At 63.6% G+C, this 24,018-nt stretch carries 24 protein-coding genes; 14 read left to right on the top strand and 10 right to left on the bottom strand.

Going from position 1 to position 24,018, the window contains the following annotated elements; translation table 11 throughout:
- Positions 1-138 precede the first annotated feature (138 nt).
- A complete protein-coding gene (locus tag IVA87_RS20585) occupies positions 139-1,653 on the top strand; it encodes a caspase family protein (RefSeq protein ID WP_247334742.1) in 1,515 nt (504 codons plus the stop codon).
- A 360-nt stretch (positions 1,654-2,013) separates the two neighbouring features.
- On the opposite strand, the gene IVA87_RS20590 is transcribed toward IVA87_RS20585, so the two are convergent.
- On the bottom strand, positions 2,014-2,298 hold the full coding sequence (locus IVA87_RS20590) for a hypothetical protein (RefSeq protein WP_247334743.1): 285 nt from the start codon (positions 2,296-2,298) through the stop codon (positions 2,014-2,016).
- Between IVA87_RS20590 and IVA87_RS20595 the strand changes: the two genes are divergently transcribed.
- Positions 2,297-3,544 (top strand): FAD-dependent oxidoreductase, encoded by a 1,248-nt coding sequence (locus IVA87_RS20595; RefSeq protein WP_247334744.1) that lies wholly within the window; start codon positions 2,297-2,299, stop codon positions 3,542-3,544. The two genes, IVA87_RS20590 and IVA87_RS20595, sit on opposite strands and share 2 nt — an antisense overlap.
- Positions 3,545-3,725: 181 nt before the next feature.
- Complete coding sequence (locus tag IVA87_RS20600) at positions 3,726-4,490, top strand: outer membrane beta-barrel protein (protein WP_247334745.1); 765 nt, start codon at positions 3,726-3,728, stop codon at positions 4,488-4,490.
- Positions 4,491-4,602: 112 nt separating this feature from the next.
- Here the strand turns inward: IVA87_RS20600 and IVA87_RS20605 are convergent, their stop codons facing one another.
- The 4 genes from IVA87_RS20605 to parE all read right to left on the bottom strand — a co-directional run bounded on the left by IVA87_RS20605 (position 4,603) and on the right by parE (position 9,141).
- A complete protein-coding gene (locus tag IVA87_RS20605) occupies positions 4,603-5,373 on the bottom strand; it encodes a glucose 1-dehydrogenase (protein ID WP_247334746.1) in 771 nt (256 codons plus the stop codon).
- A gap of 32 nt (positions 5,374-5,405) precedes the next feature.
- Positions 5,406-5,591 (bottom strand): hypothetical protein, encoded by a 186-nt coding sequence (locus tag IVA87_RS20610; protein WP_247334748.1) that lies wholly within the window; start codon positions 5,589-5,591, stop codon positions 5,406-5,408.
- Positions 5,592-5,815: 224 nt separating this feature from the next.
- Positions 5,816-6,646 carry a porin family protein gene (locus tag IVA87_RS20615; RefSeq protein ID WP_247296963.1) on the bottom strand — a complete coding sequence of 277 codons (831 nt, stop codon included), beginning with the start codon at positions 6,644-6,646 and terminating at the stop codon, positions 5,816-5,818.
- A 446-nt stretch (positions 6,647-7,092) separates the two neighbouring features.
- Positions 7,093-9,141: a DNA topoisomerase IV subunit B gene (gene parE / locus IVA87_RS20620; RefSeq protein WP_247334750.1), complete on the bottom strand. Its 2,049-nt coding sequence runs from the start codon at positions 9,139-9,141 to the stop codon at positions 7,093-7,095.
- Positions 9,142-9,414: 273 nt separating this feature from the next.
- Here parE and IVA87_RS20625 point away from each other — a divergent pair, with 273 nt between their 5' ends.
- The 3 genes from IVA87_RS20625 to argC all read left to right on the top strand — a co-directional run bounded on the left by IVA87_RS20625 (position 9,415) and on the right by argC (position 11,816).
- Positions 9,415-9,945: a DedA family protein gene (locus tag IVA87_RS20625; RefSeq protein WP_247277201.1), complete on the top strand. Its 531-nt coding sequence runs from the start codon at positions 9,415-9,417 to the stop codon at positions 9,943-9,945.
- Between the two features lie 225 nt (positions 9,946-10,170).
- On the top strand, positions 10,171-10,836 hold the full coding sequence (locus IVA87_RS20630) for an FMN-binding negative transcriptional regulator (RefSeq protein WP_247334752.1): 666 nt from the start codon (positions 10,171-10,173) through the stop codon (positions 10,834-10,836).
- On the top strand, positions 10,833-11,816 hold the full coding sequence (argC, locus tag IVA87_RS20635; RefSeq protein WP_247334754.1) for an N-acetyl-gamma-glutamyl-phosphate reductase: 984 nt from the start codon (positions 10,833-10,835) through the stop codon (positions 11,814-11,816). The genes IVA87_RS20630 and argC overlap by 4 nt, the downstream gene beginning before the upstream one ends.
- A 78-nt stretch (positions 11,817-11,894) precedes the next feature.
- On the opposite strand, the gene IVA87_RS20640 is transcribed toward argC, so the two are convergent.
- The 3 genes from IVA87_RS20640 to phaC all read right to left on the bottom strand — a co-directional run bounded on the left by IVA87_RS20640 (position 11,895) and on the right by phaC (position 14,611).
- Positions 11,895-12,245 carry a hypothetical protein gene (locus IVA87_RS20640; protein ID WP_247334757.1) on the bottom strand — a complete coding sequence of 117 codons (351 nt, stop codon included), beginning with the start codon at positions 12,243-12,245 and terminating at the stop codon, positions 11,895-11,897.
- A gap of 82 nt (positions 12,246-12,327) precedes the next feature.
- Positions 12,328-12,726 (bottom strand): MAPEG family protein, encoded by a 399-nt coding sequence (locus IVA87_RS20645; RefSeq protein WP_247334758.1) that lies wholly within the window; start codon positions 12,724-12,726, stop codon positions 12,328-12,330.
- Between the two features lie 64 nt (positions 12,727-12,790).
- Positions 12,791-14,611 (bottom strand): class I poly(R)-hydroxyalkanoic acid synthase, encoded by a 1,821-nt coding sequence (gene phaC, locus IVA87_RS20650; protein ID WP_247334759.1) that lies wholly within the window; start codon positions 14,609-14,611, stop codon positions 12,791-12,793.
- Here phaC and IVA87_RS20655 point away from each other — a divergent pair.
- The 6 genes from IVA87_RS20655 to IVA87_RS20680 all read left to right on the top strand — a co-directional run bounded on the left by IVA87_RS20655 (position 14,610) and on the right by IVA87_RS20680 (position 19,897).
- Positions 14,610-14,855, top strand: coding sequence for a hypothetical protein (locus tag IVA87_RS20655; RefSeq protein WP_247334760.1), 246 nt, complete (start codon positions 14,610-14,612; stop codon positions 14,853-14,855). The genes phaC and IVA87_RS20655 overlap by 2 nt on opposite strands.
- A 12-nt stretch (positions 14,856-14,867) precedes the next feature.
- Positions 14,868-15,143, top strand: a complete 276-nt coding sequence (locus tag IVA87_RS20660; RefSeq protein WP_247334761.1) for a hypothetical protein — start codon at positions 14,868-14,870, stop codon at positions 15,141-15,143.
- Positions 15,144-15,366: 223 nt separating this feature from the next.
- Positions 15,367-16,587: an LL-diaminopimelate aminotransferase gene (locus IVA87_RS20665; RefSeq protein ID WP_247280964.1), complete on the top strand. Its 1,221-nt coding sequence runs from the start codon at positions 15,367-15,369 to the stop codon at positions 16,585-16,587.
- Positions 16,588-16,615: 28 nt separating this feature from the next.
- On the top strand, positions 16,616-17,932 hold the full coding sequence (locus tag IVA87_RS20670) for a homoserine dehydrogenase (RefSeq protein WP_247334762.1): 1,317 nt from the start codon (positions 16,616-16,618) through the stop codon (positions 17,930-17,932).
- Positions 17,933-18,013: 81 nt separating this feature from the next.
- Positions 18,014-19,015, top strand: a complete 1,002-nt coding sequence (gene glpX / locus IVA87_RS20675; protein ID WP_247280966.1) for a class II fructose-bisphosphatase — start codon at positions 18,014-18,016, stop codon at positions 19,013-19,015.
- A 162-nt stretch (positions 19,016-19,177) separates the two neighbouring features.
- Positions 19,178-19,897: a haloacid dehalogenase type II gene (locus IVA87_RS20680; protein WP_247334763.1), complete on the top strand. Its 720-nt coding sequence runs from the start codon at positions 19,178-19,180 to the stop codon at positions 19,895-19,897.
- A 72-nt stretch (positions 19,898-19,969) separates the two neighbouring features.
- Here IVA87_RS20680 and IVA87_RS20685 read toward each other — a convergent pair whose 3' ends face one another.
- On the bottom strand, positions 19,970-20,941 hold the full coding sequence (locus IVA87_RS20685; RefSeq protein WP_247334764.1) for an MBL fold metallo-hydrolase: 972 nt from the start codon (positions 20,939-20,941) through the stop codon (positions 19,970-19,972).
- Between the two features lie 204 nt (positions 20,942-21,145).
- The gene (locus tag IVA87_RS20690; RefSeq protein WP_247296893.1) at positions 21,146-21,811 is read right to left on the bottom strand and encodes a GntR family transcriptional regulator; all 666 of its coding nucleotides are present in this window, start codon (positions 21,809-21,811) and stop codon (positions 21,146-21,148) included.
- 118 nt (positions 21,812-21,929) lie between these two features.
- On the opposite strand from IVA87_RS20690, the gene IVA87_RS20695 reads away from it, so the two are divergent.
- Together IVA87_RS20695 and IVA87_RS20700 are read left to right on the top strand one after the other, a co-directional pair.
- Positions 21,930-22,724 (top strand): enoyl-CoA hydratase/isomerase family protein, encoded by a 795-nt coding sequence (locus IVA87_RS20695; RefSeq protein ID WP_247334766.1) that lies wholly within the window; start codon positions 21,930-21,932, stop codon positions 22,722-22,724.
- A gap of 9 nt (positions 22,725-22,733) precedes the next feature.
- Complete coding sequence (locus IVA87_RS20700; RefSeq protein ID WP_247334768.1) at positions 22,734-23,993, top strand: CoA transferase; 1,260 nt, start codon at positions 22,734-22,736, stop codon at positions 23,991-23,993.
- Positions 23,994-24,018: the final 25 nt, after the last annotated feature.

Below are 24,018 nucleotides of genomic sequence, written 5' to 3' on the forward strand. Positions count from 1 at the left end.
GACCGATGATGGAATTGGGGCCGAGGCCCTTGAACCCTCGAGATGGCTGGACCGACTATCCCATCAACGGCTTGGCTTCCCATGGACGATCTTTCGAGGAAGGCCGGCGGAGGGCCGTCCTGCAACGGGAATATTTCAATGACGCGTCGGCTCTTCAGAATTCTGGCGGCACTCGGCCTCGCGGCGGGCCTCAGCGGATTCGCGCTTCCCGCGCATGCCGAGAAGCGCGTCGCGCTCGTCATTGGCAACAACGACTACAGGAACGTGCCGAAGCTGCTCAAGGCCGTCAACGACGCACGCACCATGGGCGATACGCTGAAGCAACTCGGCTTCTCGGTGATGGTCGCCGAGAATCAGAACCGGCAGCAATTCTCCGAGACGTTGCTCGCCTTTGACAAGGCGATCGAGCCCGGCGATACCGCGTTCTTCTTCTATGCCGGCCACGGTTTCGAGATCGCGGGCCAGAACTATTTGCTGCCGACCGACGTTCCGGCGGCAACGCAAGGGCAGGAAGAACTCGTGCGCGACGCCTCCATCCTGGCCGACCGCATCGTCGAGCGCCTTCAGAACAAGAGGGCGCGGACCTCCATCTTGGTGTTCGACGCCTGCCGCAACAATCCGTTCGAGCGCAAAGGAACCCGCGCCGTCGCCGGTGGCGGCGGGCTCGCGCCGATGATGCAACTGCCGGAAGGCGTGTTTTCGGTGTTTTCGGCAGGTCCCCGCCAGACCGCGCTCGATCGCCTCTCCAACGACGACGCCAACCCCAATTCAGTGTTCACGCGCACCTTCGCCAGGGAGCTGCTCAAGCCCGGCGAGAACCTCGTGCAGGTGGCGCAGCGCACCCGCCGTGCCGTCAGTGAGATGGCCGATACCGTGAAGCACAAGCAGGTGCCGGTCTATTTCGATCAGATGGTCGACGACGTCTTCCTTAGCGGCCTCGCCAAGGATGCCGCCGCGCGCGCGGACGATCCGCCGCCGCAGAAGCTCGCCGCGCTGCCGCCGGTATCGGCGCCGCACCTGCCGAAGGAGGAGACCACCAACGCGCCGATCGCGAGCTTCTCGCGGCACAATGGCGGCTGGAGCGTGGTGTTCTCCTTCGCCGATCCGACGCTCGGCGTCTCCTGGCGCATGGCCGGCAAGGGCGATTTCCGCGAAACCGGCTTCATCGACACGCTCGATCCGCGCACGCGCAAGCGGATGCCGAACCCGTCGGTCGAATTGCCGCCGGATGCGCAAGCCGGCACCATCGAGGTCCGCTATGTCGATCAGTCCGGCGAGATGCAGGGGCCGTTCCCGATCAGATTCGATCCCGAGGCCGCGCTGATCCGCGACCAGCGCAAGATCCTCGACATGACCGCGACAAGCTGGCTGTCATTCCGCGAGTTCAATGGACTGCTGGTCTACTACACGCATCTCGTGTCCTACCGCTGCGCCATTCGCGAGGTGCGCATCGGTATCGACACCGCCGTGCCGAACCAGGTGCTGAAGATGCCTCCTTGCGACATGCGCGATCCCAGCGCGATCAGCGCCGGCATGCCGCTCTACATGAAGCTCGCCCCGGCAACGCAGTCCGTCTCGGTTGAGCTGACCTACCGCGACGGCAGCGTGTCGGAGATCAAGAGCTTTCGCAGCGCGAACCGCAGCAATAATTGAGCGTCTTCGTCGCTGCGACGGGAGAGGAACAACTCCTGCTGACCTGGATTGTCAGTCAAACCAGGGAGACGATCCATGATCCGCAGATCCATCTTCGTACCGATCGCTTGCGTTGCACTTTCGACGGCTGCCTTTGCCCAAGCGGGCGGTGGTGCGGCGGGCGGCGCCGGTGGCGCCAGCGCCGGATCGGGGGCCAGCTCAGGTGCAGGGGTAGGCACGTCACCCAACAGCGCCAACTCCGGGCCATCGGCTCCCTCAGGGATGGGGACGCATGGCACCACCACGGGGGCCAACGTCAACACCAATACCGGCCCGGTCAACCCCAACGTTCAGGCCCCAACCGCAAATAGTAAGACGCCGTCAGCAGCACAAGCCGAGCGGAACATGGGTGTCGGTCATGCGACCAATGGGTTGCCGATCGGCAGTCCAGGCACCGGGACCAGCAACGAGGACCAGAAATAGGTCCATCCCGTTTTCACCCAAGGCCCGCGCTCTGCGGGCCTTTTTTATTTGGCGCTTGTTTGCTGCAGCAAAGCGGTCGCGGTGAGCTTTTGCCTGCAAATTGAGACTGAACTCGGCCTGGATCGCGTTAGTATCATCAGGCATATCTTCCTCGATACTCACATCGCGGATCGCGGCTGCCATGACATCCGACCAACAACCAAACCGGACCATGAAGGTCCGCTGCTGCATCGTCGGCGGCGGGCCAGCGGGCATGATGCTCGGCTATCTCCTGGGCCGCGCCGGCATCAATGTCGTGGTACTGGAGAAGCATGCGGATTTCTTCCGCGATTTCCGCGGCGACACCGTGCATCCCTCGACGCTTCAAGTGATGGACGAACTCGGCCTGATCGACGGCTTCCTGAAGCTGCCGCATCAGCGCTTGCAGAAGATGGATGGCATGTTCGGTGGCACGCCAGTGCGCATCGCCGATCTCAGCCGGCTCCACACCAAGTACCCCTTCATCGCTTTCATGCCGCAATGGGACTTCCTGAATTTCCTGCGCGAGGCCGGCCGGCGCTTTACCTCGCTCAAGGTGATGATGAGCACGGAGGCGGTCGATCTGATCCGCCGCGGGGAGACGGTCGCCGGCGTGCGGGCGAGGACGCCTGAGGGCATCATCGACATCGAGGCGGATCTCACCATTGCCTGCGACGGCCGGCATTCGACCGTGCGCGAGCGCGCCGGCCTTGCCGTCGAGGAGATCGGCGCGCCGATGGACGTGCTGTGGTTCCGCGCCGGCCGCAGACCAGACGAGACGGAGAATGTGTTCGCGCGCGTCGAGCCCGGCAAGATGATGATCACCTTCGATCGCGGCGACTATTGGCAATGCGCCTACGTCATCGCCAAGGGGCAATTTGATGCGGTGAAGGCGGGGGGATTGCCGGCGCTGCTCGACGACGTCGTGCGCATGGCGCCGATCCTGAAAAGCGGCATCGCGGACGTGAAGAGCTTCGACGATATCAAGCTGCTCACCGTCGCGATCAACCGCCTGACGCGCTGGACGCGGCCCGGCCTGCTTCTCATCGGCGACGCCGCGCACGCGATGTCGCCGATCGGCGGCGTCGGCGTCAATCTCGCCGTGCAGGATGCGGTCGCAACCGCGAACCTGCTGGCGGATAAGCTGCAGCACGGTTGTCCCTCGGAGAACGAGCTCGATGCGGTGCGACGCCGGCGCGAGTTCCCGGTGAAGATGACGCAGCGAATGCAGGTCGTCGTGCAGAACAACATCATCAGCGGCGCCTTGCTGGGCAGTGACCGGCCGTTGAAGGTGCCGCTGATCGTGCGCCTCATCACTGCGCTGCCCTGGCTGCAGGGCATTCCGGCGCGCCTGCTTGCGCTCGGCGTTCGGCCCGAGCATGTGCAGTCGAAGGCGGCGCCGCCATCGTAGCGTAAGACCTGGGTAGGGATAACGCTGCATTAAATGACGCACGGTACGTTGCACGCCTGCAACATCGCAAATGGATTCATGGCGCAGCGTGTGCTCATCCGCCACATTAACCGTGTTGATTTCAATTTTAGTAAGGGCCGTCTGAGAGCGTGCGCCCCATCAAAGGGACACGGGGTCTACCATGCGTAACAAATTGATTGCCGCCTTCGCCTGCACGACCGCTCTGGTTTCGACCGGCGCAGCTTCCGCCGCCGATCTCCGTGCGCGCTACACGAAGGCGCCCGCTTATGTCGAGCCGCTGTTCAACTGGACCGGTTTCTATGTCGGCGGCCACATCGGCGGCGCGTGGACCAACGAGCAGTTCATCAACAACGGGACCGGCGCGCCGTTCGGCGATCTTTCGCCGGGCGAAGGCTTCCGCCAGCGCAAGTCGGGCATCATGGGCGGCGCCCAGATCGGCTACAACTGGCAGGCCAACAATTACGTGTTCGGCATGGAAGGCACGATCTCCGGCCTCGACAACAAGGGCACGGTCGTAAACAACGTGTTTGGCGCCGCGGACGACGTGTTCTCTTGGCGTACCAACGTGCTCGCGACCATCGTCGGCCGCGCTGGCTTTGCCGTGCAGAACAATCTCTTCTACATCAAGGGTGGCTATGCCGGCGCGAACAACCGTCTGTCGGTCAGCGACACCGTCGGTGTGTCGGGCTCGGGCGGACAGACCCACTGGGCCAACGGCTGGACCGTCGGCGCCGGCTGGGAATACGGCGTCACCCGCAACTGGATCGTTGGCCTCGAATACAACTACGCGGCCTTCGGCAGCCAGACCTATCAGCTGGGCGGCACCTCGGGTAACTACACCTTCGATGCCAAGCCGCGCGACCTCCAGTGGGCGGTCGTGCGCGCGAGCTACAAGTTCGACGCCCCGACCATCGCCCGTTACTGAGCACGTCGACGCAACGCGACCAACGATCAAAAAAAGCACGGCCTAAATTCAAAGCCCCGGCATGGTCCGGGGCTTCTTTTTTGCGTCGGTGGATGCGGGCAGGACCCCCGCCTCAGGCCATCACCGAGAAGCCGCCGTCGACCGGGATCGCGGTGCCGGTGACGAAGTTCGAGGCGGGCGATGCGAGGAACACGGCGATGCCGGCGAAGTCGTCGATGTCGCCCCAACGTCCTGCAGGCGTGCGCGCCAGCACGCGCTCGTGCAGCCCTGAGACCTGCTGTCGTGCGCCGCGGGTGAGGTCGGTGTCGATCCAGCCCGGCAGGATGGCGTTGACCTGGATGTTGTCGAGCGCCCACGCATTGGCGCAGGCGCGTGTGTACTGCACGATGCCGCCTTTGCTCGCCGCATAGGCGGTCGCGAAGCTCGCGCCGAAGATCGACATCATCGAGCCGATATTGATCACCTTGCCATTGCCGGACGCCTTCAAGGCTGGATAGGCCAGCTTCGAGCAGACGAAGGCGCTGGTGAGGTTGGTGTCGATCACCTTGTTCCACTCGTCGAGCTCGAGTTCGTGCGGGGGCTTGCGGATGCTCATGCCGGCATTGTTGATGAGGATGTCTATCCGGCCGAGCTCGCTGACGACACGGTCGACCATGGCCGCCACGGCGGCCTTGTCGGTCACGTCGGTGGTGATCGCGATCGCCTTCACGCCGCGCCGTCTGAGATCGGCCACGGCTGCGGCGGACTTGGTTTCATTGCGTCCCACCACGGCGATGTCGGCTCCGGCGTCGGCAAGGCCGCGGGCCATGCCAAGCCCGATGCCGCCGTTGCCCCCTGTTACGACAGCGACCTTGCCGCGAAGGTCGAATCGGCTGGATGTCATGCTCTCACTACCTTTTCTTGTCCTGGTTTGTTCTATTGGCTGCTCTGCCAGATCAGCACCAGCCCGAAGCCGGCCATGGCTGCGCCATAGCCAGCCCATTGCAGCTGGTCGACCATGAAGCTCGATCGCGGCCAGGCGAGTGTGCCCGTGCCTTGTCCGATCCAGAGCAGCCCGACGGCAGTCGCAAACAGGCCTGCGATCAGCAGAAATCTGCGCATGCGTTCCTCCCATCAGTCCGCTTCTGTCGCGACGCGGCATGAACGATTGCCGCGCACCCGCGAAAACTTGGACGCAGACTAGCCGTAGCTTCGGCTCCGATACAATGGGCCGCGATTGACACGCGGGGCGCCGGCTCATGCAGGAACGTCATTGACGGTGAGGAGATCACAACGAAAAAGCCCCGGACGATGCCGGGGCTTTGACGTTTGGTCTTGAGACCAGATCAGTACTTCGCGACGACCGGGCCGCTCCAGTTGAAGCGATAGACCAGCGAGGTGCTGATGGTCTGGACCCAGGGCTTGAAGGTGGCGGCCGTGCCAAACGGCGCAACAACACCGCAACCGGCAACAGTACAGGTCTCAGGCAAGCTGATCCGATCGTAGAAGGCGGACCGATATTCGGTCTTCATGAACCAACCAGGGGCGCTGATCCCGAAGATGTTGAGGTTGTTCTCAACACCGCCGCCCACGAACCAGCCGTCACGCCGGAAAGACGACGTATTCAGGACGGTCGGGCCTCCACCGGCAGCCAGTGTGGACAGGCTGGTGCCAGACCATTCCGATCCGGAATAACCAGCGTTCACGTAGGAAAGAACGTTCGGGGCAACCAAATAACCGAGCCTGACGCCAGCGGCGTAGCTGGTCCGGAGCTTTTCGCGTCCTTCAACGAAATTGAAGGGATCGCTGAGGGAACCACGAATGTCACCAAATTGACCATCGGCGAAGACGCCCGCCACCCAGCTCGGGGTGAACTGCCAGTCATAACCAAGACCGACCGTTCCGAACCAGCCGCTACCGCCCAAACGCTGATCGCGGGTCAGCGCAGTGCCTGCCGCACCAAAGGCGCCGAACGGCCCGACAACACCAGTGCTCTGAACGTTGCTGTCCGCGTTCCAGAGCCCGCCGCCGGCACCGCCGAAGATGTAGAAGCCGGTCCAGTTGGCGACCGGCGCGGGCGCCGGAGCCTTCACATACGGACGGGCCCCAAGATCGGCCGCCGAGGCCGAACCGGTCAAAGCCGCAACCGCGGTCAGAGCAAGCAAAATCTTCTTCATTTCCAAATCCCCAACCTTGGTTCGCTTAGCAGGTGCGAGCGCCGTTCCGTTCAAATTCGATGGTTGGACTATAGACGGATTCTGCTGAAATGCTGTTGCTGAGCGGACACAGATAACTGAAAACGATCCGGTGTTGTACGCAGGACACAGAGACGCCGGAGTGATGTCACCCGTCCTAAAAGTGAAGGCGTACAGTTACTTACGCGATGACTTCCATTACACGCTAAAGATGAAGGTCGTCGCGAAGATCACCATGTTCGACGGAGAGGGAGAAAGTTGCCTCAGCCGCCGGCGAAACAGCGAAAATCAAATCGCCCCCGATTCTTATCTCTGCGGTGCGGTCTGGGATGAGTCGGAGCCGGAATTCGGCTGGACTGTTCATCTCTCGCCACCGCGAAGCGATGAGCAGATAGAAACCGCAAGTGGCTGGCCCGCTGCCTCCCGCTCTAGACGTCCAGCAGCTCTTCGCTGGCAAATTCGGCCTTGTCCGAGATGAACGCGAAACGAGCCTCGGCCTTGGTGCCCATCAGGCGCTCCACCGAATCCGCCGTGGTGTCGCGATCGTCGGCGAGCAGCACCACCTTGAGCAGCGTCCGCTTGGCCGGATCCATGGTGGTTTCCTTGAGCTGCGCCGGCATCATCTCACCGAGGCCCTTGAAGCGGTTCACCTCGACCTTGGCGTTGGCATTGAACGCGCTCTTGATCAGCTCTTCCTTGTGCTTGTCGTCGCGCGCGTAGACCGATTTGGTGCCGTGGGTCAGCTTGTAAAGCGGCGGCACCGCGAGGAAGAGGTGTCCTTCGTCGATCAGCCGCGGCATCTGCCGGTAGAAGAAAGTGATCAGCAGCGAAGCGATATGCGCGCCGTCGACGTCGGCGTCGGTCATGATGATGATGCGCTGATAGCGCAGATCCTCTTCGCGATAATGCGCAAGCGTGCCGCAGCCGATCGCCTGCACGAGATCGGAGAGCTGGGCATTCGCCGTCAGCTTGTCCTTGCCTGCGGAGGCGACGTTGAGGATCTTGCCGCGCAGGGGCAGCACGGCCTGGGTGTTGCGGTCGCGCGCCTGCTTGGCGCTGCCGCCGGCCGAGTCGCCCTCGACGATGAAGAGCTCGGAGCCCTCGGTGCCGGCGTTGATGCAGTCGGCGAGCTTGCCTGGCAGGCGCAGCTTCTTGCCCGCGGTCTTTCGCGCGGTCTCCTTCTCCTGGCGGCGGCGCAGCCGCTCCTCGGCGCGATCGATCACGAAATCGAGCAGCCGGTTGGCCATGTTCGGATTGCCCGAGAGCCAATGGTCGAACGGATCCTTGATCGCCTGCTCGACAATGCGCTGTGCTTCCGCGGTGGCGAGGCGGTCCTTGGTCTGGCCCTGGAATTCGGGCTCGCGCACGAACACCGACAGCATCACGGCCGCGCCCACCATGACGTCCTCGGAGGTGATGGACGCGGCGCGCTTGCCCTGTCCGACGCGTTCGGCGTGATCCTTCAGGCCGCGCAGCAGCGCGCTGCGCAAACCCGATTCATGCGTGCCGCCATCGGGTGTCGGCACGGTGTTGGTGTAGGAGGAGAGAAAGCCGTCGGCATCCACAGTCCACGCCACCGCCCATTCGCAGGCGCCATGAGCACCGTTGCGGCCGGACTTGCCGGAGAAGATGTCGGGATGCACCAGCGTGTCGGCGTGAATCGCCGCGGCAAGATAATCCTTGAGACCGCCGGGGAAGTGGAACGTCGCCTCCGCCGGCACGTCCTCGACGCCCTTGAGCAGCTCGGGCGCGCAGTTCCAGCGGATCTCGACTCCGCCGAACAGATACGCCTTCGAGCGCGTCATCTTGAAAAGGCGCTGCGGCTTGAACGCGGCCTTGGCGCCGAAGATGTCGGTGTCGGGCTTGAAGCGCACGCGCGTGCCCCGGCGGTTGTTGACCCTGCCGAGATCCTCGAGCTTGCCCTTGGGGTGCCCGCGCTCGAACGTCATGCGGTAGAGCTTCTGGCTGCGCGCGACCTCGACCTCGAGACGCGAGGAGAGGGCGTTCACCACGGAGATGCCGACGCCGTGCAGACCGCCCGAGGTCTCGTAGACCTTGGAGTCGAACTTGCCGCCCGAATGCAGCGTGCACATGATGACTTCGAGCGCCGACTTCTTCGGGAACTTCGGATGTGGATCGATCGGGATGCCGCGGCCGTTGTCGGTGACGGTCAGGAATCCGTCGGCGCTCAGATCCACCTCGATGAAGGTCGCATGCCCGGCCAGCGCCTCGTCCATGGAATTGTCGATGACTTCGGCGAAGAGGTGATGCAGGGCCTTCTCATCGGTGCCGCCGATATACATGCCGGGTCGGCGCCGCACCGGTTCCAAACCCTCGAGCACCTCGATGTCGGCCGCCGTATAGTCGGCTTCCCCGCCGCTGCCGCGCGGGGCCGTCTTGGCGGCGGGCGCGCGAGACTTTGGCTCGTCGGCGCCGAACAGGTCGTCTTTCGTTTTGGTTTTCAATTGCTTGGACATATATCTTGATACGCTTTGAAGGCCGCATGGGCGGCGAATCGGTTAGGCCGACTATGCCACTTCTGACTTGGAAAGGTTACCGCTGGGCGGGCCGGGCCGTGTGGTTGAGAGCCAATCCCGGCGATTTTACGCCGTCGGCCCGCCAATTCCCGGCAATTTGACGTCCCGCCCGCCTTGGGCCGGGCTTTGTGACTTGATGTCACACAAGCCCTTGGCTTACCAGTCCTTTTCATCGAGCAGCACCTTGAGGCAGGGCGGGAAGGCTAATCTGGAATGGAGCAGTTTGCGCACGCCCTGGCCGACTTCGTGCGCGCTCACCAGGCTTGGGCCGCCCCGATCGTGTTCCTGCTCGCCTTCGGGGAGTCGCTTGCCTTCATCTCGCTGCTGGTCCCGGCCTGGGGCGCGCTGGTTGGGATCGGCGCGCTGATCGGGGCGAGCGGCATCAGCTTCTATCCGGTCTGGATCGCCGGCGGTATTGGCGCGGCACTGGGCGACTGGGTCTCCTACTGGTTCGGCTACCGCTACAAGGAAAGGGTCGCGCAGATGTGGCCGCTTTCGCGCTATCCGGAACTCCTGCCCAAGGGCGAGGCCTTCGTGCGCAGCTGGGGCGTGCCCAGCATCTTCATCGGCCGCTTTTTCGGCCCCTTGCGCGCCTCGGTGCCGCTTGCAGCCGGCATCTTCGAGATGCCGTATTGGAGCTTCCAGGTCGCCAATTTCGTCTCGGCCCTGGTCTGGTCGGCGGCACTGCTGCTGTTCGGCGACGTGATCGCGAAGCTGATGGAATGGATCTGGCGTCTCATCTGATGTCATGAACCTTGACGGGAACCGGATCTGGCCTTATAGCCGCGCGCCATGATCAACGCCGCGACCATTCTGTTCGCCCGTCGCCGCCGCCGCTCTTTTGCGGTTTGGGCGGTCGATCGCGTTTGAGATCATCGTCTGTGCCGCTGGATCCGATCCGCGGCATTCTCTCTCCTGTCAGCGCGATCTGATCCGGCGGCCCCCAAGGAGGCCCAGCAGGAGACCACGATGTACACGCCAGCCTTTTTCAAGCAGGACCGCGCCGCGAGCCTGAAATTCGCCGAGGAGCGCGGCTTTGGCACCATGTGCGCCTTCGATGGCCACAAGCCGGTGGCTTCCCCGCTGCCGTTCTATCTGACCTACGCGGCTGACGGCACGCCGCAGGCCGCCTTTCATGTCGCCCGTCAAAATCCGCTGCTAAAGCTCGCGGGCGGTGATGCGTCCTGGCTGCTCGCGGTCAACGGCCCCGATGCCTATGTATCGCCGGACTGGTACGTCTCGCCCGACCAGGTGCCGACCTGGCTCTACCAGTCGGTGCATCTCAGCGGGCCGGTACGGCTGCTGTCGGACGACGAGCTGGCGGTGCAGATCGATACGCTCAGCGACAAGTTCGAGAGCTGGCTGCTGCCGAAAAAGCCGTGGACATCAGGCAAAATGACGGCGGGCCGGCTGGAGACGATGAAGAAGGCGATCGTTGGGCTGGTGATGACGGTTGAGGAGGTCGAAGGCAGCTTCAAGCTGAACCAGCACAAATCGGACGCCGACTATACGGCGATCGCCAATGCGCTTGGCGCCGGCGACGCCGATGCGAAGCAGATCGCACATTTGATGCGGCAGGCCCGGCCGCAGGCTTTTGCAGACGATATGAACATGCTCGAAGGGAGCGCGCCATGAGCCTCGCTGACACCACCAAAGCCCCGACCCCCGGCGCGGCGAAAAAGCCGGCCACCGTCTTCGTCGACGGCGGCTCCGGCACCACCGGGCTCGGCATCAACGAGCGGCTGAAGCTCCAGGGCGACGTCGCGGTGAAGACCATCGCCGACGACAAGCGCAAGGACCCCGCGGCCAAGAAGGCGCTGATGGAGGAGGTGGATCTCGTCATCCTCTGTCTGCCGGACGACGCCGCCAAGGAGACCGTTGCTCTCGTCGACAGCATGGGCACTTCGGCGCCGAAGGTGCTGGACGCCTCGACCGCTTACCGCGTCGCGCCCGACTGGGCCTATGGCTTTCCCGAGCTCACGCCCGATCAGGCCGGCAAGATCAAGGCCGCGAAAAAGGTCTCCAATCCCGGCTGCTATCCGACCGGCGCGATCGCGCTGCTGCGGCCGATCGTCGATGCCGGCCTGCTGCCGCAGGATTATCCCGTCACTGTCAATGCCGTGAGCGGCTATTCCGGCGGCGGCAAGTCTATGATTGCGAGCTTCGAGGATGGCAGCGCGCCGTCCTTCGAGCTGTACGGTCTCGGCTTCGAGCACAAACATCTGCCGGAGATGCAGCTCTACTCGAACCTGACGCGGCGGCCGATCTTCATTCCATCAGTCGGCAATTATCGGCAGGGCATGCTGGTCTCCGTGCCGCTCCAACTCGACACGCTGCCCGGCAAGCCGGGCGGCGCCGACCTGCAAGCGGCGCTCGCCAAGCGCTACACCGGCTCGAAATACGTCAAGGTGATGCCGCTTCAGAACGAGGCGACCAAGGGTGGTCGGCTGGAGCCGGAGGCCCTGAACGAGACCAATATGCTCGAGCTCTACGTCTTTGCCAGCGACAAATATCACCAGGCCTTGCTGGTCGCCCGGCTCGACAATCTCGGCAAGGGCGCCTCGGGTGCAGCCGTGCAGAACATGCGGCTGATGTTGGGATTGCCGGAGGAGTAGGGCTGGCTCGTGCCCCGGACGCAGCGCAGCACTTCTTCAGTGATGCCCTGCAGACCCGGGGTCCAGTAGTGCCGTCACTCACTGCAAAACAATATCAGCCGGGAACGGTCGAACGGGGCGACCAGCGCAGACATTGTTGCGGGCCGTCACGGCGTCGCGGCGATATGTCTCGAGGTCGCCGAGCACGCGGTCGGAAATGCCGCAGACGTCCTGATGGTCATAGGCGTAATCGACGACGGCGTTCCAGGCGCGCGAGGCCTGGATGTAGCGGTCGCAGCGGCCGGCCATTACTGCGCGTGTCGTCGGCTTTGAGGCTTCGACCGCCTCGCTGCGCAGGCGTGTCAGTTCGGGGCATTGCGGCTGGGCGCGGGCCTCACGGCACAACCCGGCGAGCGCGATCATTGCGACGACCCGCAAAAGAATACGCATCGGGTTTCCCCGCTTCGGTTGTTCTGCGTGCGAGCATACCTTTGGAGTGCAACAGCGTCCAGTGACCCCGGACACTGCAGCATCAAAGTACCCCGAAGACCGCCAGCGCCAGCACGGCCTGGGCGAGGAAGCCGACGGTGAATGCGAGCGTGCGGAAGATCGGGATCCCGATGGCGTAGACAATGATATGTGCGACGCGCGACCAGAAATACACCGCGCAGGCGAGCACCGTCCATTTCGTCGAATAGTCGATTGCGTTGAGGATCAGCACCAGCGGCGCGAAGATCACGAGGTTTTCGACCGCGTTGTCGTGCGCGAACATCAGCCGGTTGGCCCATTCGGCTTGCGCCTTGTCGTTGCGCGACGGATTGGCCATGGCGCCGCTGAAGCCGCGAACCTGGCAGCGGTTGATCATGTAGGGAATCCAAAGCACTCCGGTCAGGATCACCGTCAGTGTCAGCCAGAACAGTTCGCGCGTCATGGTCCGGTCCCTTCTGTCGTCGCTGTGGTGAGAGCGAGTCTATACGAAAGCGCGGACGATTCCGCTATGCGCGAACCCTGACATAGCTGCCGGGCGCATCCTCGATCGGCGGGAACGTCTCGCTGCCGACCGGACGCGCCGGGACCTCCTCTGGATCCAGCTCGCCGAGCCATTGGCGCCAGTCCGGCCACCATGAGCCCTTGTGCTCCACCGCGCCCTTCATCCACTCGGCGACGCTGACGTTCTTGATGTTGTCGTTGGTCCAGTACTGATACTTGTTCGAGGCTGGCGGATTGATCACGCCAGCGATGTGGCCCGAGCCCGACAGCACATATTTCACCGGGCCGCCGAAGAATTGCGAGCCGTACAGCACCGATTCCGCCGGCGCGATGTGATCCTCGCGGGTGGCGAGATTGTAGACGGGGACCTTGACCTTGGAGAGATCGAGCAGGGTATTGTCGAGCACCATCGTGCCGGTCGAGAGCCGATTCTCCAGATAGCAGTTGCGCAAATAATAGGAATGGTTGGCCTGGGTCATCCGTGTCGCGTCCGAATTCCAGTGCAACAGATCGAACGCACTCGGCTGCTGGCCCTTCAGGTAGTTGCTGACGACATAGGACCAGATCAAATCGTTGGAGCGCAGCATGTTGAAGGCCATCGCCATCTTCGAGCCTTCGAGCACGCCGGCCGCCTTCATGTCCTGCTCGAGGGCTGCGATCTGCTCCTCGTCGACGAACACGAGGAGATCGCCGGCATGGGTGAAGTCGACCTGGGCGGCGAAGAACGTCGCCGATGCAACGCGCTGGCGGCGTTTCTCGGCGAGCCAGGCCAGCGTCGTCGCGAGCATCGTGCCGCCGACGCAATAGCCGGCTGTGTGTACCTTCATCTCGCCAGTGATCTTCTCGATCACGTCCATCGCCGCGAGCGGGCCTTCCTTCATGTAGTCTTCCCAGCCCTTGTTGCCGAGCCGCTTGTCGGGATTGACCCATGAGATCACGAACACGGTGATGCCCTGGTCGACGCACCACTTGATGTAGGATTTCTCCGGCTTGAGATCGAGGATGTAGAACTTGTTGATCCAGGGCGGCACGATCAGGAGCGGGGTGCGTAGCACTTTCTCGGTGGTCGGCGCATACTGGATCAGCTGCATCATTTCGTTCTGGTAGATCACCTTGCCCGGCGTCGTCGCCATGTTGACGCCGACGACGAGATTGTCCGGATTGGACTGGCGGATCTTCAACATGCCTTTGCCGGCCGCGATGTCCTCGGCCAACATCTTCAGGCCGCGCGCGAGATTGTCGCCGGACGTGGCAAGTGTCTCGCGCAGCACCTCCGGATTGGTCAGCACGAAGTTGGACGGCGACAGCGCGTTGGTGACCTGCTGGACGTAGAACTCGGCCTTGCGGCGGGTATGCGGATCGAGCCCTTCGGCAGCGCGCACCAGCTCCTGCGCCCATTTGGTCGTGAGCAGATAGAGCTGCATGACGAAATCGAAGAACTGGTTCGACTTCCATTCGGGATCGGCAAAGCGCTTGTCACGCGGCGAGGGCGTGATCGCGGGCGGGGCGTCCTGGCCTGCCATGCGGCGGACCGCCGAGCCCCAGAGGTCGAGATAGTCCTTGGCGAGCTTGGTCTGGAGATCGGAGGAGCGGGACGTGTCCGACAGCCAGTATTCGGCGACCGAGGTGAAGGTCCTGACGATCTCGGCAAGCTCGGGCGGCGGGCGATCCTGCACCTCGCCGGTCTCGCGCGGTTTGAGGTAGGCAGCGAGCGCCTTGCCACCGCTCTCCATCGCCCGCGCGACATTCATCGCGAAAGCTTCGGCATCGAACTTCGTCTCGAACGGGGTGCCGGATTTGGGCGTGTCGGTTGTGACGGTACTCATGCGCAGAACAGTAACGATTCATTCTGTATTCGTCACCGCGAAGCTCGCATGTTTGGCGTTAAACACTCTCGAAGATGTGTTGCAGCGCGACAAATTTTCTTGGTTCCGTCACAATCGAGCCGCACCGCTCGGCTTGGTAGTGCCGGGTGGTTTTCTCGCTCACACCATTTTGGGCAGCCATGGTTTGAGCTTGGGGGCGGTCTTGGGTAAGGTTGCCCTGGGGGCCGTGCTTCGGGACGAGTAGGGGATTTCCCAAGTGTTGGCGTTATGGGACCTGCAAAAGACGCTGCCGATCTGCGGCGCGCTGTTGATCGCGGCGCTTGCCTTGGGCGGCTGCTCAAGCCAGCTCGCGGATATGACGCCCGCGGATGCGCAGGCGCATCCCAGGGAGCCAGGCAGCTATCTGCCGGTGCATGATCTGCCGCCGGATCGCGATCAGGCGACCATCCCGCCGGAGCAGCGCGCCAAGATCGAGGCCGAGCTTGCCGCGGCGCGCGATCGTCAGGCCTTGGCCGCAAAGGACGCCAAGTGAGCAAGTGAGGCGGTGCAAGGTAATCGCTGGCGCCCCCGTCTTGCCGTGCTAAAAGACCTCAGTTCAGCCAATAGCCAGGGCGAACGACTTCAGCCGCCATCGTCGATGATTGCTCTAAGTATTTGATTTCGAGTAATTTTCGTGAAGGGGCTGGGCGCGTTTCCGAAGGGCCGTCATGGCCTGTCGATTCTGTCCTGACCGGTTGCCCGGAGCCCAGAGAGCCATGGAAGAGTTTTACCGCATCCGCCGCCTGCCGCCTTACGTGTTCGAACAGGTCAACCGGGCCAAGGCGGCCGCGCGGAATGCCGGCGCCGACATCATCGACCTCGGCATGGGCAATCCGGACCTGCCGGCGCCGCCGCACGTGCTCGAGAAGCTCAAGGAGACTCTTGGCAAGCCGCGCACCGACCGCTACTCGGCCTCACGCGGCATTCCGGGGCTGCGCCGGGCCCAAGCTGCCTATTACGCCCGCCGCTTCGGCGTGAAGCTCAATCCCGATACCCAGGTCGTCGCGACGCTCGGCTCCAAGGAAGGCTTTGCCAACGTGGCGCAGGCCATCACCGCGCCGGGCGACGTCATCCTCTGTCCGAACCCGAGCTATCCGATTCACGCCTTCGGCTTTTTGATGGCGGGTGGCGTGATCCGCTCGGTGCCTTCCGAGCCGACGCCGCAATTCTTCGAGGCGGCCGAGCGGGCGATCATCCATTCGATCCCCAAGCCGCTGGCGCTCGTCGTCTGCTACCCCTCGAACCCGACCGCCTATGTCGCAAGCCTCGACTTCTACAAGGACCTCGTCGCGTTCGCGAAGAAGCACGAGATCCTGATCCTGTCTGATCTCGCTTATGCCGAAGTCTATTTCGACGAGAGCAACCCGCCGCCCTCGGTGCTCCAGGTGCCCGGCGCGATGGACGTCGCCGTCGAGTTCACCTCGATGTCGAAGACCTATTCGATGGCCGGCTGGCGCATGGGCTTTGCGGTCGGCAATGAGCGCGTGATCGCGGCGCTCGCCCGCGTCAAATCCTATCTCGATTACGGCGCGTTCACGCCGGTCCAGGTCGCGGCGACCGCCGCATTGAACGGTCCGGACGATTGCATCAAGGAGATGCGCGACACTTACCGCAAGCGCCGCGACGCGCTGGTGGAATCGTTCGGCCGCGCCGGCTGGGAGATTCCGCCGCCGGAGGCCTCGATGTTCGCCTGGGTGCCGCTGCCGGAGGCCTTCCGCAGCATCGGCAGCATGCAGTTCGCGACCCTGATGGTGGAGAAATCCGGCGTCGCGGTCTCGCCCGGCGTCGGCTTTGGCGAGCATGGCGAAGGATATGTCCGCATCGCCATGGTGGAAAACGAGCAACGGATCAGGCAGGCCGCGCGCGGCGTGCGCCGTTTCCTTGAAAGCGGCGTCGAAACGTTGCACAACGTGGTTCCGCTCGCCAATCGGCGCTAGTTCTCTTCTGCAGGTTTTCTGAACTATCATGGTCGCACCCCTGAAAGTGGGCATAGCGGGGCTCGGCACCGTGGGTGCCGAAGTCGTCCGTTTGATCGAAACGCAAGCGCGCGTGCTGACGGGACGCAGCGGCCGCGGCATCCGCGTCGTTGCGGTCACCGCGCGCTCGAAGGCGAAGAAGCGCGGCGTCGACTTGCGCGGCGTCGAATGGGCGAGGGATCCAATGGCGCTTGCCACCCATGCCGAGGTCGATTGCTTCGTCGAGCTGATGGGCGGCGCCGGCGATCCCGCGCTATCGGCGGTGGAAGCCGCGCTCAATGCCGGCAAGTCGGTTGTCACCGCCAACAAGGCGCTGCTCGCCAAGCATGGCCTCAAGCTCGCCAAGGCGGCTGAAAAGCACGGCGGCGCGCTGAATTTCGAGGCAGCGGTCGGCGCCGCGATCCCTGTCATCAAGACGTTACGCGAGGGGCTTGCTGGAACCGGCGTCAACCGCGTCTATGGTATCCTCAACGGCACCTGCAATTACATCCTGACCCGGATGGAGCAGGAGGGCCTGTCCTTTGCCGAATGCCTGAAGGACGCGCAGCGGCTCGGCTATGCCGAGGCCAATCCGTCCTTCGACGTCGACGGCCACGACACCGCGCAAAAACTCGCCATTCTCGCCAGCCTGGCCTTCGGCACGAAAGTTGCTCAAAGCGCGGTGTATGTCGAAGGCATCTCATCCATCGCGCCGGAAGATCTGCGCGCGGCGGCGGATCTCGGTTACCGCGTCAAGCTGCTCGGCGTTGCGGTTCGCACGGCCACGGGCATCGAGCAGCGCGTGCATCCGACCATGGTGCCAAAATCCTCCTCGATCGCGCAGGTGATGGGTGTCACCAATGCGGTCACGATCGACGGCGAGGGGATTCCGCCGATCACGCTGGTCGGGCCCGGCGCAGGCGGCGCCGCGACCGCGTCCGCGGTGGTAGCCGACATCGCCGACGTTGCGCGCGGCATTCGTGCCAATCCGTTCGGACGGCCGATTTCGCACTTGCGCGACACCAAGAAGGCGCCGATGGAGCGGCATGAGGGCGGTTATTACATCCGCCTGCTCGCCCGCGATTTTCCCGGTACTGCGGCTGCGATCGCCACGCGGCTCGCAGAACAGAAGATTTCGATCGAATCGATCGTGCAGCGTCATCCCAATGGCGGCGCTGCTCCCAGCGACGGCAAGACGGTCCCCGTGCCGGTCATCCTGATCACTTATGCGACCCATGAGGACGCCGTGCGCCGCGCGCTCGCCGCAGTCCAGCGCGACAAGGTGATCAGCGGACGGCCGCAGGTGATCCGGATCGAGAAGAACTGACACGGTTCGAACGAACTGTGGGTGTTACGAGTTGACGCGGACGGAGATGTACGTCCAAAACCGTTTCGAAGGAGTGAGCCGATGTCGACCCATATTTCAGTCCCGCCGCAAGCGTTGCTCGAGCGCATCCTCACGCTGGAGATCGTGCGGGTGACGGAGCGGGCGGCGGTGTCCTCGGCGCGGCTGCGCGGGCACGGCAACGAGAAGCAGGCTGACCAGGCTGCCGTCGACGCCATGCGCCGCGAGCTCAACAAGCTGCCGATCGAAGGCACTATCGTGATCGGCGAAGGCGAACGTGACGAGGCACCGATGCTCTTCATCGGCGAGAAGGTCGGCATGAATGCCGGTCCCCAGGTCGATATCGCGGTCGATCCGCTCGAAGGCACCACGCTATGCGCCAAGAACATGCCGGGCTCGATCGCCACAATGGCGATGGCCGACGGCGGCACGCTGCTGCATGCCCCGGACGTCTACATGCAGAAGCTCGCGATCGGACCCGGCTACGACAAGGGCGTCGTCGATCTCGATGCCTCGCCGGCTGACAACGTCCGCCGCCTCGCCAAGGCCAAGGGCGTCAAGCCTGATGGCATCACCGTTCTCGTGCTCGATCGTCCGCGCCATGCCGACATCATTGCGAGCGTGCGTTCGACCGGCGCCGCCGTGCGCCTGATCACCGACGGCGACGTCGCCGGCGTGATCCATTGCGCTGACCCCGACAATACCGGCGTCGACATGTATCTCGGCACCGGCGGTGCGCCGGAAGGCGTGCTCGCCGCGGTGGCGCTGCGCTGCATCGGCGGTCAGATGCAGTGCCGCCTCATCCTCGACTCCGAGGAGAAGCGCGAGCGCGCCGCCAAGATGGGCGTCAACGATCCCAAGATGATCTACGGCATCGAGGACATGGCGCGCGGCGACTGCCTGTTTGCCGCCACCGGCGTCACCACGGGCTCGCTGCTCTCGGGCGTCAAATTCCGCAAGGACGGCGTGATCGAGACCGAGACGGTGGTGATGCGCTCCGTCACCGGCACCGTGCGCTACATCAAGGCCGAGCACCGCGAGCTGGCCAAGTTCCATCTGGATTGATCCAGGCAACACCACTGTCATCATTCCGGGGCGACGGGACCGCGCAACGCGCGGCCCGGAGAGCCCGGAATCCATCGGGCGACAGTCTCCGACGCGCAATAGATTCCGGGTTCGATGCTGCGCATCACCCCGGAATGACGATAAGAAAAAGAGGGAAGCGCCATGTCCGATCTCTCCGCCGTCAAAGCCCTTGTTTTCGACGTGTTCGGGACCGTGGTGGACTGGCGCACCAGCCTGATCACCGACTTCATGTGGTGGGGCAGGCAGCGCGGCATCAGCGCTGATTGGACTGCGCTCGTCGATGGCTGGCGCGGCATGTACATGGCTTCGATGGACGACGTGCGCAAACATCCCGAGCGCGGCTATGTCATGCTCGACGATCTGCACCGCCGCTCGCTGGAAAAGCTGGTCGATCAATTCTCGATCAAGGGCCTCACCGGAGCCGATCTCGACTATCTCACCAAAGGCTGGCACCGCCTGCATCCCTGGCCGGACAGCGTCCGCGGCCTGACCCGGCTGAAGACGAAATTCGTGATCGCGCCGCTGTCGAACGGCAATGTCGCGCTGCTCACCAACATGGCGAAGTTTGCAGGGCTGCCGTGGGACCTCATCATGTCCGCCGAACTGTTCGAGCACTACAAGCCCGATCCCGAGACCTATCTCGGCGCCGCGCGCCTGCTCTGCCTCAAGCCCGAAGAGGTAATGATGGTCGCGGCCCACAACGGCGATCTTGCGGCCGCGCAGAAGAACGGATTGAAGACCGCGTTCGTGGCGCGGCCGACCGAGTACGGACCGTTGCAGAAGGTCGACTTCGAGGCGACCGGCAATTGGGACATCGTCGCAAAGAATTTTGGCGGGATCGCCGACAAGCTCGGGTGCTAGCGACGTCCTTGATAGCTTGTCCGCGGCAACGCCGGTCCGGGCAGCGCGCGCCGCCCGGACCTGATTTCGAAGCTACAAGGTCATCTTCATCGGCTCCGGATAGTAGTGGAAGCCTTCGCCTGTCTTGGCGACATGGCCGTAGCCGGGCCAGGCGAAGTGATAGGACATCACCGGGATCTTGTTTGCCGCAAGCATCGTCAGCAGCTTGACGCGCGAGTCTGCCGCCTGCTTCGGGTCGGTGTCGTAGGAGAACTCCATCCTCGGCCGCTCCAGCAGCAGCACCGAATGGTGCGAGAGATCGCCGAGGAAGGCGAACGATTTGCCCGCCGAGGAGACCATGAAGATGGTGTGTCCGACGGTGTGACCGGGCGCGGCGATGGCCTGCACGCCCGGCAAAAATTCCTGGCCGTCCTTGAAGAACACGATGCGGTCGCGGACCGGCAGCAGGTTCTTGCGGGCGTGGAGGACGAAGTCCTTGGCCGGGCTGCCGAGCTTGCCCTCATCGGTCCAGAAGTCGAAATCGGACTGGGAGATGTAGACCTGCGCGTTCGGAAACAACGGTTTGCCGCCCTCGTCCACGATGCCCCCGATGTGGTCGATATGGGCGTGCGAGCACACCACGGCGTCGATGTCCTCCGGCTTGATTCCGGCTTCCGTCATGCTCTTCTGCTGGCGGCCGGTGCTGGCGCCGAACATCTTTGAGCTGCCCATGCCGGTATCGAACAGGATGAGCTTGTCGCCGGTGTTCACGATCGGCGAATTCTGTTCGAGCACGACATTGTCCGGCGACAGGAAATTGTCGGCCAGCATCTTCTTGACCTCTTCCTTGGGAACGCCGGTGAAGGTCCCGGAGGGATCGCCGAGCGGCAGCGGTCCATCGGATACGACGGTCACCTCGGCATCGCCGAGAATGAAGCGGTGCCAGTAGGGCGTCTGGGTGCCGAGCTTGGGTGCCCGCGCCATCGCGCTGCTGCCGAGCAGCGCGCTGGCGCCAAGGCCGGCCCCGAGTGCGAGAAGAGATCGACGTGAGACATCGATTGTCATGCGTTTTCTCCGCTTTTTTGACCTGCGCGATTGTTGGCGCGGTGTGACCGGCCCCGGTCCGCGATGAGACCGGAGGTCGGCGGAAGGCATGCTGCGCCGGTTGCGATGAGCTAGCAAGTGGAATTGGTTCGCGGACGCATACCGGGCAGGGACACGGCGTGCGGAGGCACGTTCCGCAAAAACAAAGCACCGCGGAATTGCGCCTTACGCAATTCTCAGCGTGAGGTCATTGCCGTCTGTTTCGGCAAAGCCGGCCTGTAAGACCTCTTCGCGCTTATGGCGCAGATGCGCACGCAGGATGTGGGCGAGGCCGGCACCGTCACGGCGCTGGAGCGCATTGAGGATTGCCTCGTGCTCCCTAACGGCGAGCGCCCAGCGCTGCGGCGTCATCGGCGTGACGTAGCGCGCGCGGCGGATGCGCGCTGTCACCGAGGTGTAAAGGCTCGCGAGCACCGGGTTTCCGGCCGCGTTGACGATGGCTTCGTGAATTGCGCGGTTGCCGCGATAGTACTGGATCAGGTCACCCTCGCGATAATGCTGCACCATGTCCGCATGCGCGGTGGCGATCGCGTCGATCTCGGCGTCCGTGATGCGCTCGCAGGCAAGCTCGCCGGCAAGGGCTTCGAGGCCCTGGCAGACCTCGAACAGGTCGCGCATGTCCTGGTCGGTCAGCTTCGCCGCGCGCGAGCCGCGATGCGGCAGCAGCTGCACGAGGCCTTCGGCGGCCAGCACCTTGAGCGCCTCGCGCAGCGGCGTGCGCGAGATTTCGAGCCGCTCGCATAGCTCGCGCTCCGGAATGCGCGCCCCTGGCGGGATTTCACCGTCGAGCAGGATGGCGCGAATGCGGCCGACGACTTCTTCGTGAAGCATGGTCCTGAAACTCTATTTGCATGCAAAAATGGACATACAGACAAAAATTCGCAAGTTCCAGCTTGAAAATTCCAAATTTTGCATTCAAAACTGTAAAAAAGCAGAAAGGGTGTGGGGAATGGACCTGCAAGTGGAGGCAGAAGACCTCGTTTTCGAGCGCCAGGACGGCATCGGGCGGATCACCTTTAACCGGCCGCAGGCCCGCAACGCCTTCACGTTTGCCATGTACGAGCGGCTCGCTGCGATTTGCGAGGAGGCCAACCGCGACCCTGCGATCAAGGTGCTGGTGCTGCGCGGGGCTGGCGACAAGGCGTTCGCCTCGGGCACCGACATCAACCAGTTCCGCGAATTCAAGACGCCGCAGGACGCCATCGATTACGAGAACCGCATCGATCGCGTGCTCACAACGCTGGAGCAGTGCCGTGTGCCGACGATCGCGGCGATCAACGGGTTCTGTACCGGAGGCGGGGCCGGCATCGCCGCGGCCTGCGACCTCCGCATCGGCACCAACAGCGCCAAGATCGGTTTCCCCATCGCCCGCACGCTTGGCAATTGCCTGTCGATGTCCAATGTCAGCCGTCTCACGGCGCTCATCGGCGCCGCGCGCGTCAAGGATCTGATCTTCACCGCGCGCCTGGTCGATGCCACCGAGGCCGCAAGCATCGGGCTGCTCGGCGAGGTCGTGGACGATCTTGCCGCGCTCGATCGGCGCACTGACGAGGTCGCTCGGCTGCTCGCCAGTCATGCGCCGCTGACGCTGAATGCGACCAAGCAGGCGGTGACCCGCCTGCAAAGACGGCTGACGCGGGACGAGGGCGAAGACCTCATCCTGACGTGCTACACGAGCCAGGATTTTCGCGAAGGGCTCGATGCTTTCCTCAACAAGCGCGCGCCGCAATGGCGCGGCCAATAGGACGGGCCAATGCAGAGCGATCGATCGCAATCCACCTCCCGCCGTTCGGGACCGCTCGCCGGTCTCAAGGTCATCGATCTCACCCATGTCATGGCCGGGCCGACCTGCACCTTGATGCTCGCCGACATGGGCGCCGACGTCATCAAGATCGAGAAATGGCCCAATGGCGACGATACCCGCCATTCGGTGCCGCCGAAGATCGGCGATGAGGCGGCCTCGTTCCTGATGATGAACCGCAACAAGCGCGGCGTCGTGCTGGATCTGAAGACCGACGGTGGCAAGCAGGTGCTTCGGCGGTTGATCGCGAGCGCCGATGTGCTGGTGGAGAACTTTGCGCCCGGCGCGATGGAGCGTCTCGGTTTCGGTTACGAGGCACTGCACGCGGAATTTCCCGCGCTGATCTACTGCTCGCTGTCGGGCTTCGGCCGCACCGGCCCGTACAAGCACCGCCGCGGCTTCGATCTGGTCGCGCAGGCCATGAGCGGCATCATGAGCTTTACCGGCGAACGTCCCGACGGTCCGCCCGTCAAATGCGGCCCGCCACTGTCGGACATCACCGCCGGTCTGCTGGCGAGCATGGGCATCCTCGCGGCCTATACGCACCGTCTCAAGACCGGCGAAGGACAGTGGGTGGAGACTTCGCTCTATGAAGCGGCCCTGGTGCAGACCTATTGGCAGTCCACCATTGCGCTGGCCGCGGGCACGGCGCCGCGCGCGATGGGCTCGGCCCATCCGCTCAATGCGCCCTATCAGGCGTTCGAAGCCTCGGATGGCTGGCTCGTCGTCGGCGGCGCCAACAAGAAGCATTGGCTGTTGATGCTGGAAGCACTCGGCGCCAGCGAGCTCGCCACTGATCCGCGCTTCCTCACCGGCTCCGACCGTATGGCACATCTGAAGGAGCTGGAAGCCGTCTTGAGCGAACGCTTCCGCACCAAATCGCGCGCGCATTGGCTTGCGGCGCTGGACGAGAAAGGCGTGCCGTGCGGCCCCGTGCACGACATGCTGGAAGCCCTCAGTGATCCGCAGACGCTGGCGCGCGAGATGGTTGTCGAGGTCGAGCACTCCACGCTCGGTCCGGTGAAGACGATCGGGCTTCCCATCAAGTTTTCGGAGACGCCAGGCAAAGTTCGGTCAGGCGCGCCGGTCTATGGTGAGCACACAAGTGAGGTGCTGGCCGAGCATGGGTTCGACCAGAAGCAGATCGAAGCGCTCGAAAAAGAAGGCGCAATCGTGCTGGCCTCGGCAAGTCGCGAGGAACGCGTCGCCTGAGCGGACGTCGATAAGACAACAACAA

Origin of the sequence: Bradyrhizobium sp. 147 (genome assembly GCF_023073935.1) — a bacterium.
Taxonomy (GTDB): Bacteria; Pseudomonadota; Alphaproteobacteria; order Rhizobiales; family Xanthobacteraceae; genus Bradyrhizobium.

Bases quoted from the DNA above. Each gene is read 5' to 3' on its own strand.
- IVA87_RS20585 (WP_247334742.1), top strand. From the start codon at position 139: ATGACGCGTCGGCTCTTCAGAATTCTGGCGGCACTCGGCCTCGCGGCG.
- IVA87_RS20595 (WP_247334744.1), top strand. From the start codon at position 2,297: ATGACATCCGACCAACAACCAAACCGGACCATGAAGGTCCGCTGCTGC.
- IVA87_RS20590 (WP_247334743.1), bottom strand. From the start codon at position 2,298: ATGGCAGCCGCGATCCGCGATGTGAGTATCGAGGAAGATATGCCTGAT.
- IVA87_RS20600 (WP_247334745.1), top strand. From the start codon at position 3,726: ATGCGTAACAAATTGATTGCCGCCTTCGCCTGCACGACCGCTCTGGTT.
- IVA87_RS20605 (WP_247334746.1), bottom strand. From the start codon at position 5,373: ATGACATCCAGCCGATTCGACCTTCGCGGCAAGGTCGCTGTCGTAACA.
- IVA87_RS20610 (WP_247334748.1), bottom strand. From the start codon at position 5,591: ATGCGCAGATTTCTGCTGATCGCAGGCCTGTTTGCGACTGCCGTCGGG.
- IVA87_RS20615 (WP_247296963.1), bottom strand. From the start codon at position 6,646: ATGAAGAAGATTTTGCTTGCTCTGACCGCGGTTGCGGCTTTGACCGGT.
- parE (WP_247334750.1), bottom strand. From the start codon at position 9,141: ATGTCCAAGCAATTGAAAACCAAAACGAAAGACGACCTGTTCGGCGCC.
- IVA87_RS20625 (WP_247277201.1), top strand. From the start codon at position 9,415: ATGGAGCAGTTTGCGCACGCCCTGGCCGACTTCGTGCGCGCTCACCAG.
- IVA87_RS20630 (WP_247334752.1), top strand. From the start codon at position 10,171: ATGTACACGCCAGCCTTTTTCAAGCAGGACCGCGCCGCGAGCCTGAAA.
- argC (WP_247334754.1), top strand. From the start codon at position 10,833: ATGAGCCTCGCTGACACCACCAAAGCCCCGACCCCCGGCGCGGCGAAA.
- IVA87_RS20640 (WP_247334757.1), bottom strand. From the start codon at position 12,245: ATGCGTATTCTTTTGCGGGTCGTCGCAATGATCGCGCTCGCCGGGTTG.
- IVA87_RS20645 (WP_247334758.1), bottom strand. From the start codon at position 12,726: ATGACGCGCGAACTGTTCTGGCTGACACTGACGGTGATCCTGACCGGA.
- IVA87_RS20655 (WP_247334760.1), top strand. From the start codon at position 14,610: ATGCGCAGAACAGTAACGATTCATTCTGTATTCGTCACCGCGAAGCTC.
- phaC (WP_247334759.1), bottom strand. From the start codon at position 14,611: ATGAGTACCGTCACAACCGACACGCCCAAATCCGGCACCCCGTTCGAG.
- IVA87_RS20665 (WP_247280964.1), top strand. From the start codon at position 15,367: ATGGAAGAGTTTTACCGCATCCGCCGCCTGCCGCCTTACGTGTTCGAA.
- IVA87_RS20670 (WP_247334762.1), top strand. From the start codon at position 16,616: ATGGTCGCACCCCTGAAAGTGGGCATAGCGGGGCTCGGCACCGTGGGT.
- glpX (WP_247280966.1), top strand. From the start codon at position 18,014: ATGTCGACCCATATTTCAGTCCCGCCGCAAGCGTTGCTCGAGCGCATC.
- IVA87_RS20680 (WP_247334763.1), top strand. From the start codon at position 19,178: ATGTCCGATCTCTCCGCCGTCAAAGCCCTTGTTTTCGACGTGTTCGGG.
- IVA87_RS20685 (WP_247334764.1), bottom strand. From the start codon at position 20,941: ATGACAATCGATGTCTCACGTCGATCTCTTCTCGCACTCGGGGCCGGC.
- IVA87_RS20690 (WP_247296893.1), bottom strand. From the start codon at position 21,811: ATGCTTCACGAAGAAGTCGTCGGCCGCATTCGCGCCATCCTGCTCGAC.
- IVA87_RS20695 (WP_247334766.1), top strand. From the start codon at position 21,930: ATGGACCTGCAAGTGGAGGCAGAAGACCTCGTTTTCGAGCGCCAGGAC.
- IVA87_RS20700 (WP_247334768.1), top strand. From the start codon at position 22,734: ATGCAGAGCGATCGATCGCAATCCACCTCCCGCCGTTCGGGACCGCTC.